Annotated in this window: 13 protein-coding genes; 4 read left to right on the top strand and 9 right to left on the bottom strand. The window is 59.6% G+C overall.

The features are described from left to right. Positions 1 to 41: 41 nt before the first annotated feature. Positions 42 to 686, bottom strand: a complete 645-nt coding sequence (locus tag GFB49_RS18410; protein ID WP_153217409.1) for a class I SAM-dependent methyltransferase — start codon at positions 684 to 686, stop codon at positions 42 to 44. 87 nt (positions 687 to 773) lie between these two features. Here GFB49_RS18410 and GFB49_RS18415 point away from each other — a divergent pair, with 87 nt between their 5' ends. Next, a complete protein-coding gene (locus GFB49_RS18415; RefSeq protein ID WP_153217410.1) occupies positions 774 to 1,667 on the top strand; it encodes a LysR family transcriptional regulator in 894 nt (297 codons plus the stop codon). A gap of 41 nt (positions 1,668 to 1,708) precedes the next feature. Here the strand turns inward: GFB49_RS18415 and pheT are convergent, their stop codons facing one another. The 4 genes from pheT to pheS form a co-directional block, all read right to left on the bottom strand. Continuing rightward, positions 1,709 to 4,105 carry a phenylalanine--tRNA ligase subunit beta gene (gene pheT / locus GFB49_RS18420; protein WP_153217411.1) on the bottom strand — a complete coding sequence of 799 codons (2,397 nt, stop codon included), beginning with the start codon at positions 4,103 to 4,105 and terminating at the stop codon, positions 1,709 to 1,711. A gap of 89 nt (positions 4,106 to 4,194) precedes the next feature. Further along, on the bottom strand, positions 4,195 to 5,013 hold the full coding sequence (locus GFB49_RS18425; protein WP_153217412.1) for a CE1 family esterase: 819 nt from the start codon (positions 5,011 to 5,013) through the stop codon (positions 4,195 to 4,197). Between the two features lie 224 nt (positions 5,014 to 5,237). Further along, complete coding sequence (locus GFB49_RS18430) at positions 5,238 to 5,534, bottom strand: hypothetical protein (RefSeq protein WP_153217413.1); 297 nt, start codon at positions 5,532 to 5,534, stop codon at positions 5,238 to 5,240. Continuing rightward, a complete protein-coding gene (gene pheS / locus GFB49_RS18435) occupies positions 5,535 to 6,611 on the bottom strand; it encodes a phenylalanine--tRNA ligase subunit alpha (protein WP_153217414.1) in 1,077 nt (358 codons plus the stop codon). A 229-nt stretch (positions 6,612 to 6,840) separates the two neighbouring features. On the opposite strand from pheS, the gene GFB49_RS18440 reads away from it, so the two are divergent. Continuing rightward, complete coding sequence (locus GFB49_RS18440; RefSeq protein WP_153217415.1) at positions 6,841 to 7,842, top strand: adenylate/guanylate cyclase domain-containing protein; 1,002 nt, start codon at positions 6,841 to 6,843, stop codon at positions 7,840 to 7,842. Positions 7,843 to 7,992: 150 nt separating this feature from the next. Continuing rightward, the gene (locus GFB49_RS18445) at positions 7,993 to 9,171 is read left to right on the top strand and encodes an NnrS family protein (RefSeq protein WP_153217416.1); all 1,179 of its coding nucleotides are present in this window, start codon (positions 7,993 to 7,995) and stop codon (positions 9,169 to 9,171) included. Here GFB49_RS18445 and GFB49_RS18450 read toward each other — a convergent pair. From GFB49_RS18450 to rpmI, 3 genes are all read right to left on the bottom strand, one after another. Further along, complete coding sequence (locus GFB49_RS18450; RefSeq protein WP_153217417.1) at positions 9,154 to 10,254, bottom strand: Hint domain-containing protein; 1,101 nt, start codon at positions 10,252 to 10,254, stop codon at positions 9,154 to 9,156. The two genes, GFB49_RS18445 and GFB49_RS18450, sit on opposite strands and share 18 nt — an antisense overlap. 143 nt (positions 10,255 to 10,397) lie before the next feature. Beyond that, complete coding sequence (gene rplT / locus GFB49_RS18455) at positions 10,398 to 10,763, bottom strand: 50S ribosomal protein L20 (protein ID WP_153217418.1); 366 nt, start codon at positions 10,761 to 10,763, stop codon at positions 10,398 to 10,400. A 15-nt stretch (positions 10,764 to 10,778) separates the two neighbouring features. Next, positions 10,779 to 10,979, bottom strand: a complete 201-nt coding sequence (rpmI, locus tag GFB49_RS18460; protein WP_153217419.1) for a 50S ribosomal protein L35 — start codon at positions 10,977 to 10,979, stop codon at positions 10,779 to 10,781. 410 nt (positions 10,980 to 11,389) lie between these two features. Here rpmI and GFB49_RS18465 point away from each other — a divergent pair, with 410 nt between their 5' ends. Then, positions 11,390 to 11,968, top strand: a complete 579-nt coding sequence (locus GFB49_RS18465; protein ID WP_153217420.1) for a VPLPA-CTERM sorting domain-containing protein — start codon at positions 11,390 to 11,392, stop codon at positions 11,966 to 11,968. A 113-nt stretch (positions 11,969 to 12,081) separates the two neighbouring features. Here the strand turns inward: GFB49_RS18465 and GFB49_RS18470 are convergent, their stop codons facing one another. Continuing rightward, positions 12,082 to 12,303, bottom strand: coding sequence for a hypothetical protein (locus GFB49_RS18470; protein WP_153217421.1), 222 nt, complete (start codon positions 12,301 to 12,303; stop codon positions 12,082 to 12,084). Positions 12,304 to 12,451: the final 148 nt, after the last annotated feature.

The raw sequence follows: 12,451 nt of genomic DNA on the forward strand, positions 1-12,451 counted from the left end.
GGATACATATGCTCCCCAATCTCCTAGCGCAGGCGCGCAGCTCATGCCACTGGGGATCGTTTTCGGGCCACAATAAAATGGCTTGGCGGATCGGCCGGGAAATTGCCGGTCTCGATGATCTCAAACCCGGCCGCCGCCACAGCTTGATCCATCTGCAGGACAGTGTATTTCTGCACAACCGAAGGCGCTTTGCCCAGGCGCTGCGCAAGGGGCAGGCCCAAAAGCATCAAGCGCCATTTCCACCCCTCCATATCGCCAAGGCAGGGGGTTTTAGAGATAAACAAGCCGCCGTCACAGACCCGTGCCGCAACATCTGCCAAGGCTGCATCCAGATCGGGCAGCAGATGAAACAGGTTCATCCCCAAAACCACATCAAACGGACCATCTGGCGCAGCCGACACAGCGCCCACAGCCGTGGTCATATTCACAAGCCCGGCCGCATCAGCGCGACCCCTCGCGATCTCTATCATCGCAGGAGAAAGGTCGCTGGCACAGATCGTGGCCACCTCCGGTGCCAATGTGACCGCCGTGGAACCAGTGCCCGCCCCCAGCTCCAACACGCTGTGATCGCTGCGCAAATGTGCACGCACCCTGTCCAGCGTATGCGCATAAGCCGCCGGATCACGCACCGGGCTGGCCGCGTATCGATCCGCAATTTTGTCCCAGAATTTCTGATCACCCGACATACACACACTCCTTGGTTGGCCGCAGCTTAAGGCGGTTCCCAATACAGATGAATTGCCTAAATCCGCAGAGCCCATATACACAGATGTATGACCGCACCTGACTGGACCCATATCCGCGCCTTTCTCGCCACCGCTGACACCGGATCCTTGTCGGCGGCGGCCCGGCAGCTGGGGCTGACCCAACCGACCCTGTCGCGACAGGTGGCCGCCTTGGAAGAGCAGCTGGGTGTTCTGCTGTTTGAACGGCTGGGGCGGGCCTTGCTGCTAACCGAGGCCGGGCATGAGCTTTTGGGCCACGCGAAGCAGATGGGGCAAGCGGCTGAAGCCTTTACCCTTACCGCCAGCAGCCAAAGCCAAGAGATCGAAGGCTTGGTCCGCATCACCGCTTCCGACATTTTTTCGGTCTATCTCCTGCCCCGCGTTCTCAAAGTGCTGGCCGACCGCTCGCCCCAGCTGCAGGTCGAGATCGTGGCCGACAATGGCCTGCGAGATCTGATGCGGCGAGAGGCCGATATTGCCCTGCGCCACGTCCGCCCAGAACAGCCTGAGCTGGTTGCCCGTCGGGTTCAGGACGCGCAGGCAAATCTTTATGCGGCCAAAACCTATGTCCACGCGCATGGTGCGCCACAAACACTGGCTGACTGCAGCCAGCATGAATTCATCGGATTTGGCGATCTGGGCCGGATTATCGATTTCCTAGAACCCTTGGGTATTTCGCTTACGGCCAAAAACTTTCGGTTCAACTCCCACAATGGGCTGGTTGCTTGGGATTTGGTCCGTCAGGGATTTGGCATCTCACTGATGGCATCCGAGGCCGGAGACAACACCCCTGGTGTGATTCGCCTTCTGCCACAAATGACACCAGTGCTCTTTCCGATCTGGCTCACCACTCATCGCGAATTGCACACCAGCCGCAAGATCCGCTTTGTGTTTGATGTGATGGCCGAGGTTCTGGGACACAGAACGAAAAACGCGCCCTAAAACCGGGCGCGCTTTTTATTCACCTGAAAATACAGCGGAGATTACCCACGCAACTCACCGCCGGTGGCTTTGGTCACTTTGGCGATGATCTTCTCACTCACCGCTTCAATGTCCTTTTCTTTCAGCGTCTTGTCGGTCGGTTGTAGGCGCACCGTGATGGCTAGGGATTTCTTGCCCTCGCCCAGTGACCCACCAATGAACTCATCAAAGACGCGGACATCCGTGATCAGCGCCTTGTCGGCACCAGCCGCGGCATTGACCAGCGTCAGCGCCTCGACACCGGCATCCACGACAAAGGCAAAGTCACGCTCCACCGCTTGCAGGTCGCTGATGTCCAGCGCCGCGCGGGTGGTGGCCGATTTACGCGGCAGCGGGATTTCTTCGGGCCAGATGGTAAAGGCCACGGCTGCGCCTTTGATACCCAGCTCTGCCAGAACCTTGGGATGCACCTCGCCAAAGACGCCCAGCGTCTTTTTCGGGCCCAGACAGATGCGACCGTGACGGCCCGGATGCCACCAGGCGTCGCCATCGCGCAGGATCTGCACCTTGGCCGGTGCGCCGATTGCGCTCAGCACCGCCTCGATATCGGCTTTGGCGTCAAACACATCCACATCGCGCGAGGCACCGTGCACATCCTTGGGACCGTTTTTACCGACCAACAAGCCCGCGATCTGCTCGCGCTGTTCACCCGGCTCACCGCCATGGAACACCGGACCCGCTTCAAACAGCGCAAGATCCATAAAGCCGCGCGCCTGGTTGCGGGCGGCTGCCTGCAACAGACCCGGCAAGAGATCAGGGCGCATATGACTCATCTCGGATGAAATCGGGTTCGCCAGTTTGGTCACATCATCGCCACCGCCAAACAGCGCCGCTGCGGCCTGGTCGATAAAGGTATAGCTCACCAGCTCATTGTACCCCAACGCAGCTGAGGTCCGGCGCGCCATCTGCATGCGGCGCTGCTGCGGGGTCATCACCGGCTTGGGGATGCCCGGCGTCAGACGCGGCAAGGGCTTGCCCTGCAATTTGGTCAGCGACGCAATCCGCGCCACCTCTTCCACCAGATCGGCCTCCCCTTGCACATCGGGGCGCCAGCTGGGCACATGGGCCAGATTGCCCTCCAAACGGAAACCCAGACGGGTCAGGGTCTGGCGCTGATCGCTTTCGGGGATCTCCATCCCCACCAGGGACTGCACCCGCTCAGGCTTTAACGCATAGGCACGCGCGTGATTTGGCACGTCGCCTGCAATCACAATCTCAGAGGGTTCGCCGCCACACAGATCCAGGATCATCTGCGACGCGCGTTCCAACCCTTCGACGGTGAATTCCGGATCGACGCCCCGTTCAAACCGATACCGCGCATCCGAGTTGATCTTGAGCGCACGGCCTGTGGTCGCGATCTGGATATGATCCCAGAACGCGCTTTCAAGGAAGACGTCAACGGTCTCCTCGGTGCAGCCGGTGACCTCACCGCCCATGATACCAGCGATGCTTTCAACACCATTGTCGTCCGAAATCACCATCTGCCCGGCAGAGAATGTGTATTCCTTCTCATCCAGTGCCAGCAGGGTTTCCCCGCCCTTGGCGCGGTGCACCCGCAGATTGCCCGCGACCTTGGCCACGTCAAACACATGCAGCGGGCGGTTCTGATCAAAGGTGAAGAAATTGGTGATGTCCACCAGCGCCGAAATCGGGCGCAGACCAATGGCGGTCAACCGGTCCTGCAGCCATTTCGGGCTGGGGCCGTTTTTCACGCCCCGGATCACACGACCGGCAAAGACCGGCGCCCCATCCAGCGTGTCGTCGTCAATGGTCACTTTGATCGGGCATGGGAACTTGCCCGGCAACGGGCTGTAATCGCGGGATTTCAACTCCCCCAGACCCCGCGCCGCCAGATCGCGGGCAATGCCATAAACCCCCAGCGCATCCGGGCGGTTCGGGGTGATCGCAATTTCGATCATCGGGTCCACTTTGGCCGGGTCATTGGCGGCCAGCCAATCCACCAGTTTGTCGCCCACGTCGCCGCTGTCCAGTTCGGCAATCCCGTCGTGATCCTCACCCAGCTGCAATTCGCGCCAGGATGCCATCATCCCGTGGCTTTCAACGCCGCGGATCTTGCCCACCGACAGGGTGAAATCCAGCCCCGGCACATAATCACCGGGTTTACACAGAACAACCGTAATACCCGCACGCGCGTTTGGCGCGCCACAGACGATCTGCTTTTCGCCTTCATCGGTGATCACCTTGCAGACCCGCAAACGATCCGCATCGGGGTGCTGTTCAGCCGCTTCGATCTTGGCCAGAGTAAAGGCTTTCAGCGTGTCCGCCGGGTTCACCACCTCTTCGACCTCAAGGCCGAGGTCGGTCAGTGCGTCACAGATCTCATCCACTGTTGCGGTGGTGTCGAGATGTTCTTTCAGCCAGGACAGCGTGAATTTCATCGGTCAAGGATCCCTTGGCAAGCCATGCGTGTTCCCGCAGGCAATGGCAAAGATTGGCCCAAGGTGCAAGCCTTGGTCGTCCCCCAGCTTCAAGGATATGAGGGAGTGAGACCCAAAAGCTCGTCCAGCTGCCGGCCGATCCAGCCATGGGGGACAAAATGGCCGCCGGGGTGCAGATCCAGCACCACCTTGCCCGCGTCACACTCCCAGGCCTCACGGTGGAAGGTCAGAAATTCGCGCACCTGCCAGTCGCCCCCGTCCTGCCCCGCGCCACAACCCAGCCGCGCGCGCCACAGGCCCACGGCATAACTCGGATCATTGCCGGGCCCGGTCGGAAACCCCATCACGCTATCATCCAGCCCATGCACATGGCGCACCTCATGGGGGGCCTCAGCACATTCCACATCCGTGCGCATCGTCCCGGCAATCGCCAGCAAGGCCGCCACATGGTCGCCGCTTTCACAGGCATAACGCCAGGCCATCACCGACCCCAATGAGTAGCCCGAGACATAGATCTTCTCCAGATCAACCGGATAGTGTTTGGCGACATCTTCCAGCACCAGATTGGTGAAATCGACCTCGGTGCTGTCGGGGCTCCAGTAATTCCAGGCCCGCCCAACGCTGTTGGGGGTCACCAGCAACACACCGCGCCGCTTGGTCGAGGCCCCGATCCGGTCGCTTTTCTGCGCATGGATGCCATTGCGCCCCCAGCCGTGATAATGGACCAACACCGGCAAGGGCGTCTCACCATCCCAACCATCCGGCTCCATCACATGATAGGATCGCGCCCCCAGTTCACAGGGCTGATCCAGATGGCAATCCGATTTCTTCCACGGCCCCATGGCATCAGCCTGTGGCGCAACGGTGATCAGGCCCAAAGCGGCCAAAAGGGCAAAGGTGTATCTCATGCCCCGGACCCTAAAAGATTTGCGCGCACAGTCACTTCACATGTGGGTTAGTGCGGAGCCGTCGCCACCTAAAAACGGCGAAAATGCGAACCTATGTGCACTCCACAAAGGGCAGCGCCCGATCCTGGGTGGGTGCGAAAGCGCCCTCCGTTTGGCCGAACGCAAACCAAAGGTTTGACGCGGAGGGTCGGGCGCTGCCCGGCCTGTCACCTGTGCTAAGCGCACTACTTGCGAAATCCCTTCAACATATTTTGGTTCTTACGCAATTGCTTTTCAGCAGTGCGCTTCTTCACATACACCTGTTTGAAATGGCGGTGGGCCACAAAACCAAACACCCACAGAGATGGTACAAGTATCACAAACACTAAGGCCGCCAGCCAGCCAGGCGCATTTTCTACAACCAAGAAAATAAGTACCACCGCAAGCATTTCGATCGCGATGGCTTGCCACAGTTTCAACCGCTTCACTTGCGCATCACACCAATCGATGTAACGCGCGAGATAGTAGCCAAAGGCAAACACTTACCGGCTCAAACCTCCATGCAGCGTTGGCAGGTCCAGACATTGGAAACCATAGTGACGCAGCCAGCGCAGGTCGCTGTCGAAGAAGGCGCGCAGGTCAGGGATGCCGTATTTCAGCATCGCCAGACGGTCGATCCCGATACCAAAGGCAAAGCCTTGATAAACCTCGGGGTCAATCCCACCGGCCGCGATCACCTTGGGGTGCACCATACCGGAGCCCAGAACCTCAAGCCAGTCATCGCCCTCGCCCACTTTCAGCGTGCCCCCTTCCCAGGAGCAGCGGATGTCCACTTCGGCAGAAGGTTCGGTGAAGGGGAAGTGGCTGGCACGGAAGCGCAGCTCCACATCATCAACCTCAAAGAAGGCCTTCACAAACTCTTCCAGCACCCATTTCAGGTTCGCCATGGAGATGTCCTTGTCCAGCGCAAGCCCTTCGACCTGGTGGAACATCGGCGTGTGAGTCTGGTCGTAATCGGCGCGGTACACACCGCCCGGACAGATAATGCGCAACGGCGCGCCCAGTTTCTCCATCGAGCGGATCTGCACGGGGCTGGTATGGGTGCGCAGCACATGCGGCGGGCGATCATCGCCTTCCGCGCGGCTCATATAGAATGTGTCCATCTCGGCCCGTGCGGGGTGATGGCCGGGGATGTTCAGCGCATCAAAGTTATACCAATCCGTGTCGATACGCGGACCTTCCTGAACGGAAAAGCCAAGCTCTGCAAAGATCGCAGTGATCTCTTCGCTGACCTGGCTGATCGGGTGCAGTGTGCCCTGGCGGCGCTGCGGGCGGGTCGGCAGGGTCACATCCAGCCATTCCGAGCGCAGGCGTTCGTCCAGCGCTGCATCGGCCAGCGCGGATTTTTTGGCAGCCAGTGCGGAATTGATCTCATCCTTCAGGGCATTCAGCGCCGGACCCGCCACCTGGCGTTCCTCGGCGGTCATCTTGCCCAGTTCGCGCATCTTCAGCGCCACTTCGCCCTTTTTGCCCACTGCGGCGAGGCGGATCGCCTCCAGCCCGGCCTCATCTGCGGCCTCAGCAATCTGGCCCAGGTATTTTGCCTTAAGATCGTCCATGACGGTCCCCCGAATTCTGCTTAGGCCCTGCTATCATAGCCGCGCGTGAAAGCAAGGGGATCCCGCATCCCATTTGCGCCTTCTTCGACGGAACGTGTCCGCTTCGCCGCCCTTGATCGGTACCGGGTGCATCCGTGCTCGGAAAAAACAACGCTGAACCCTTGCAGGCGCGGGCTACGCGCGCCATCTTTGGAACATTCTTGTTCCCCTCGCCTTTTGAGGATCCGTTATGACCGCCCAGATTACGCGCAAGCTCACCACCATTTTGGCGGCAGACGCCGAACGGTTCAGCACCGCGATGGAAGCGGATGAGGTTGGCACCTTTGGCGCGCTGAAATCCGCCCGCGCCGTGTTTCAACGTTTGATCGAACGCCACGGAGGCCGCATCGCCAATACTGCAGGCGACGGGCTGATTGCCGATTTCCCCTCGGTGGTGGAGGCGGTTCATTGCGCCATTGCCGTGCAACAGGATCTGGCCGCAGAAGACAACGGGCTGAATTTCCGCATCGGCATCCACCTGGGGGATGTAATCTGTGACGGCGACGATCTGATCGGCGAAGGGGTGAACCTGGCCGCGCGTCTGCAGGCCATGGCGGAACCCGGCGGCATTCTGATCTCGCGCCAGGTCTATGAACAGGTCCACAACAAGCTGACCATCGGATTTGAATATCTGGGCGAACAACAGGCCAAAAACCTGCCTGAGGAGATCGACGTCTATCGGATTTCCATTGGCGCTCAGGACGCGCAGATCAACCGGGTCCGCCCCAAGGCCAAGCCCACCCCGCGCAAACGCCCCAGCAAAGTCGCCCAGGTCTGGAACGACAATTTCGACAGCTACAACAGCGCGTCAGACGACAGATCGGACCAGGGCCCCAACACCGCCCGTTTCTCAGACCGCCCCTTTGGCCCGCTCACCCCGGACCAGATCCGCAAATGGCGCTGGATCGGTGGGCTTGTGGGCGGTGCTGTGGCGCTGAATGTGATATCGGGTGGCGGCTTTTGGGTGGCCTGGCCCCTGTGGGTTTTGACCTTTCTCTATTGTTTCCGCCATGGGGAGACCACTTTGGGTTTGCGCCCGTTTAAAACCATCCCGGTGCGGATCTGGCTGTTGATGGTCTTCCTGATCGGCATCAATATCATGAGCTTTTCTGGCCCCTGGGCGATCTTCCCGGTTGGGGCATTGCTGGCCTACAGCCTCCTGTTGCGGGGCAGCAAACCCGCCGAGGAATAGGCGCGCGATCAGCCGAGCACACGGGCAACTGCGGACACGGGCAAACGGGGGCCACAGTCAACGAGGGGCACGGGCAAACTGTCCCATTGCCGCTGCTGAAATCGGGCATATGTTGCAGGCTCAGATCCCGGCGTCCGGAGCACGCAGCATATGACAGCCCCCATCCCGTTTTTCTCTGCCGGGTTTCGCCCGATGTTTCTGGGCGCAGCCCTTTGGGCGGCCGCCTCCATGCTGTTGTGGGTCCTTTTCTGGACGGGGTTCACCGAATGGTCACCGGCCTGGACCCCGCTGGATTGGCATGTGCATGAGCTGTTGTTTGGCTATGGCGGTGCGGTTCTGGCTGGGTTCCTGCTGACGGCGATCCCCACCTGGACCGGGCGCGCGCCGGTGTCGGGCTGGCCTTTGGCCGGGCTGTTTCTGGTCTGGCTGCTGGGACGTCTGACGGTGATCGCAGCCCTTGGGCTACCAGCGGCGGTGACCACGCTGTTGGCTCTCGCCTTTCCGGTCACCTTCACCCTGACTGCGGCCTATGAGGTCACGCGCGGCGGCAATTGGCGCAATCTGCCGGTGATCCTGCTGTGTGCTGGGTTCACCCTGGCCAATCTCCTGTTTCTTCTGGCCGCACAAGAGGCAGCGCCAGTGGACACCGCTCTGGGTGCACGCATTGGGCTGGCGGTTTTGATCCTGTTGATCAGCCTGATTGGTGGGCGCATCGTGCCGCTGTTCACCCGCAACTGGATCCGCCGCCACCAGATCTCAGCCCCGCAGCCGCCCGAGTTCGGCCCGGTCGATGGCGCAGTTCTGATGACCAGCACCGCCACTTTGTTCCTTTGGTGCGCCCTGCCCGATCACGCCGCCACCGGAGCCGCGATGATCCTGTTGGGCCTCGCCCACCTGTGGCGGATGAGCCGCTGGCAAGGCCTGCGCACCCTGCGTGATCCTCTGCTCAGCGGTCTGCACATGGGCTATGGCTTTGTGCCATTGGGCTGTGTCCTCACAGGGCTTGCGGCGCTGAGCGATCAGGTTGACCCGGTTGCGGGGCTGCACGCCTGGACCGCAGGCGCCATCGGCACCATGACGCTGACGGTGATGGCACGCGCAAGCCTGGGCCATTCTGGCCGCGCTTTGACCGCCACACCGGTGGAGTGGTTCTATCTGACTGCAATTGTCGCGTCTGGAGTGTGCCGGATCCTGTCGGCCCTGGGCCTGTTCAGCACGCCATTGCTGCATCTGTCAGCCAGCCTGTGGATCCTGGCCTTTCTGGCCTTTGCCTTGCGCTTTCTGCCGGTGATGCTGCAGCCCCGCCTGCCCTCAGGCACAGAGGCGTAGCGCGCCAGATCCCATCAAGCTTCCAACCAAAACACCCGCCTCGCGCCCCCGTGCCACCGGGCGAGCCGTGGCCCCAAATCCAGCCCGCCCCGCACGCAGCCCCGGAAACAGGGCAAAGATCTCGGCCGCCGTGTCATGGGACCAGCCTTTCATGCCTTCCACCCCGGGAAAGAAGCTTTCGGAGATCAGACCATGGGTGGTCACCAGCTGATGGGTATCAAACAGCAGATGCACATAGGTCACCAGATCCTGCGGCGCGCGCGTCACGGCGCGACCATCGATCAACGCCTTGGCAGGCACCAGAATTTCATCCACGCCAAAATGCAGCTCGGCCTGCCAGCCCGTTATCAGCAGCCGATGCTGCGGAGAGACCCGCAGATCCACCTCTGCCCCCAGCGTGCCTTGGGCGATCCGCACCGGCGCAAACGCACCTTGTCCGCGCACGGTTGTCTGTCCCACCCAACGCAGAACCTGCGACCCGTGATCGCGTGTCATCACCCGGTCACCGGCCCGCAGCGCCTCGACCCGGCGTGGACCGGACGGGGTGTCAACCAGGGTCCCGGCGGTGAAACAGGCAATCCCGGTATCGCCTGGCCCCAGATCGTCATAGACCAGCTGATCCGGATTGGGCTGATTGAACTGCAGTGTCGTCGTGGTCGCATTGGGCCCCACCAGAACCGGTAGGTTGTCGGACACAGCCCCCGCTGCCAGACCATCCACCGCCTGGATATTCTGCGTCCCGCCACCAATGTCATAAAAATCCACCACCTCGGGCGTCGCTGTATTGGTCAGCGCATAGGCTTCATAATTGTTGGAGCCCCCGCCATCAGGATCCGTCAGCAGGATGTTGAAGTTATCCGCCGAGATGACAAAGATCACCTCACCATTGTCAGGATCGATGGAAACCTGCACATCCGGATGGGTCAGCGGCACCTCAAGCCCGACCTGACCGTTGGCCTGGTAAAAGGACACCGTAAAATCCGCCGGATCATCCGCAGGGGACAAGGCCACCTCAAGGAATTCGGACACGCCAGACCGATTGGCATAGGCGTTTGAATAATGCAGTTCACTGATACGAGCCATGTGCGCTTCCGTTAAAGTACTAAAAAAGAATTACGGAAGATTTAGGTAAAATTAAGGAGAACTCTGCCGATTTCTCCCCGTATCGCAAAAAAAAACCCGCCGGATTGCTCCGACGGGTCTCAGATCTTTCGTTGCTGAACAGCTTAGGCTGCCAGAGCGTCCTGAGCTTGTTTCACGATCGCACCAAATGCTTCGGGTTCGTGAACCGCCAGGTCCGCCAGAACCTTACGGTCGACTTCGATACCAGCCAGGTTCAGACCGTTGATGAAACGCGAATATGTCAGCGCCTCGTCGTGGCTGCGGACGGCGGCGTTGATACGCTGGATCCACAATGCGCGGAAATTCCGCTTGCGGTTCTTACGGTCACGGGTTGCATATTGGTTGGCCTTATCGACGGCCTGGCGCGCGACCTTAAAGGTGCTCTTGCGGCGGCCATAATAACCTTTTGCAGCCTTGATGACTTTCTTGTGACGGGCGTGAGTGACGGTACCACCTTTAACGCGGGACATATCTCAGATCTCCTCTTAACGGTCGTAGGGCATGTAGCCCTTGACGGTTTTTGCGTCGGGCTTGGACAGGGTGGTGGTGCCGCGGGCATCACGGATGAATTTGGTGGTACGCTTGATCATGCCGTGGCGCTTGCCGGCCTGACCTGCTTTGACCTTACCGCTTGCGGTAACCTTAAAGCGCTTCTTGGCGCTCGATTTTGTCTTCATTTTGGGCATTTCCGTCTCCTTCAATGCGGGTTCGCAATCCACGCGACTCGGCATGCCACTTAGCCGGACGCGCGATGAGTGGCGCCGTTTAGACGCTTTGAAAGGCAATGGCAAGCCCGACAGGCCCGAAAAGCCAAAAAACCACCGGTCAGTTATGGCGCTGCAGGCCCCAACGGGCCGCGCGGTTGGGGCAAATTGCGCAAATAACCTGATGGATAACGTACGCCGAATTTTTAATTCGCCTGTGCCACAAGACGCGCACTTACGCTCTTTTTGTCGCGGCTTCACACGCCACAACACATTCACCTCATCGAATATTGCTTTTCCGCTCAAGATTTACAAAAAGTTAACGCGAGACCAGAAATGGAACAATGAGTCGACCGCACAGCAAATCTCGATGACACGAGGGACGATTTCACATGAAACACCTTTTCCTAGCAGCACCCTTAATCCTTGCGGCGGCGGTCTCAGCACAGGCTGCAACATTTACGATATTTGACGACCAGGACGCATTCGCTGCCCAGGCGAGTAATGTTACCCCCGTTGAACTTTCGGCAGACAGCAGCGTTTTGACCATTACAGGTGCAGATGTCCGCTTTAACGATGGCGTTCTGCGGGATCGTATCAACCTAAACGATGCGCCGGACACCGTGTTTACCTTTAATCAGGCGGTGCTTGGGTTTGGCGGTCTCTTTGATCTGTCACCCTTTGGTGCAGGGGCCGGGATTTCTCTGACTGTGACAGTAGGCGACGCATCCTTTGCGCTTGCGGAAACCATCGCACCAGAGACCGCAGGCAGCTTTTTTGGGTTTCTGTCGGACACCGCTTTCACGAGCTTCTCGCTAAGCGAAGGCACCGGTGGTCTGCCGGTTGAAACCTACGAACTGTCCAACGTGGTCTCCGCTCCGGCGCCGATCCCGCTGCCTGCAAGCCTGCCTTTGCTGGCCGCCGCTTTGGGCGCATTTGCCGTTCTGCACCGCCGCCAAGGCCGCGCTTGATCTCAAACAAGGGATAACCGCCGCAGCACGCATCAGGTTAAACGAAACTGAAAAAGGGCGCGCAGGGATGCGTGCCCCTTTCTTCTTACACCGGGTTCAGGTGGCAAACCGTGTTAGAAAAACCGCCCAACAACCCCGAAGAACACATCCGGGATTTGTTCGATCGAGTATCCACCAGGCTTTTGATTAACCGCAAAGGCAATCAAACTAACTGCAACCAACAAAGTCAGCCCTCCACTGCGCGGTGCGCGTGAATCGCTAATTGCAGACAACAAGGCAGGAACCGACAACACCCCAAGGCCAAGCCCGACAATCAGGCAAAGATCTGGATCCATAACTTGCCCTTCCCCAAAAACATCACTGGTCAAAGTTTACCAATATAGGAGCCCCGTCGGCAATGGATGGAAAAAAATGTAAACAGATCCTTTCTTTCCTGCCACACTCCCCTGCCGGGATACGAAAAACCACTGTGGGATCTGTTCC

Origin of the sequence: Tritonibacter litoralis (genome assembly GCF_009496005.1) — a bacterium.
GTDB lineage: Bacteria > Pseudomonadota > Alphaproteobacteria > Rhodobacterales > Rhodobacteraceae > Epibacterium > Epibacterium litoralis.

Bases quoted from the DNA above. Each gene is read 5' to 3' on its own strand.
- GFB49_RS18410 (WP_153217409.1), bottom strand. From the start codon at position 686: ATGTCGGGTGATCAGAAATTCTGGGACAAAATTGCGGATCGATACGCG.
- GFB49_RS18415 (WP_153217410.1), top strand. From the start codon at position 774: ATGACCGCACCTGACTGGACCCATATCCGCGCCTTTCTCGCCACCGCT.
- pheT (WP_153217411.1), bottom strand. From the start codon at position 4,105: ATGAAATTCACGCTGTCCTGGCTGAAAGAACATCTCGACACCACCGCA.
- GFB49_RS18425 (WP_153217412.1), bottom strand. From the start codon at position 5,013: ATGAGATACACCTTTGCCCTTTTGGCCGCTTTGGGCCTGATCACCGTT.
- pheS (WP_153217414.1), bottom strand. From the start codon at position 6,611: ATGGACGATCTTAAGGCAAAATACCTGGGCCAGATTGCTGAGGCCGCA.
- GFB49_RS18440 (WP_153217415.1), top strand. From the start codon at position 6,841: ATGACCGCCCAGATTACGCGCAAGCTCACCACCATTTTGGCGGCAGAC.
- GFB49_RS18445 (WP_153217416.1), top strand. From the start codon at position 7,993: ATGACAGCCCCCATCCCGTTTTTCTCTGCCGGGTTTCGCCCGATGTTT.
- GFB49_RS18450 (WP_153217417.1), bottom strand. From the start codon at position 10,254: ATGGCTCGTATCAGTGAACTGCATTATTCAAACGCCTATGCCAATCGG.
- rplT (WP_153217418.1), bottom strand. From the start codon at position 10,763: ATGTCCCGCGTTAAAGGTGGTACCGTCACTCACGCCCGTCACAAGAAA.
- rpmI (WP_153217419.1), bottom strand. From the start codon at position 10,979: ATGCCCAAAATGAAGACAAAATCGAGCGCCAAGAAGCGCTTTAAGGTT.
- GFB49_RS18465 (WP_153217420.1), top strand. From the start codon at position 11,390: ATGAAACACCTTTTCCTAGCAGCACCCTTAATCCTTGCGGCGGCGGTC.
- GFB49_RS18470 (WP_153217421.1), bottom strand. From the start codon at position 12,303: ATGGATCCAGATCTTTGCCTGATTGTCGGGCTTGGCCTTGGGGTGTTG.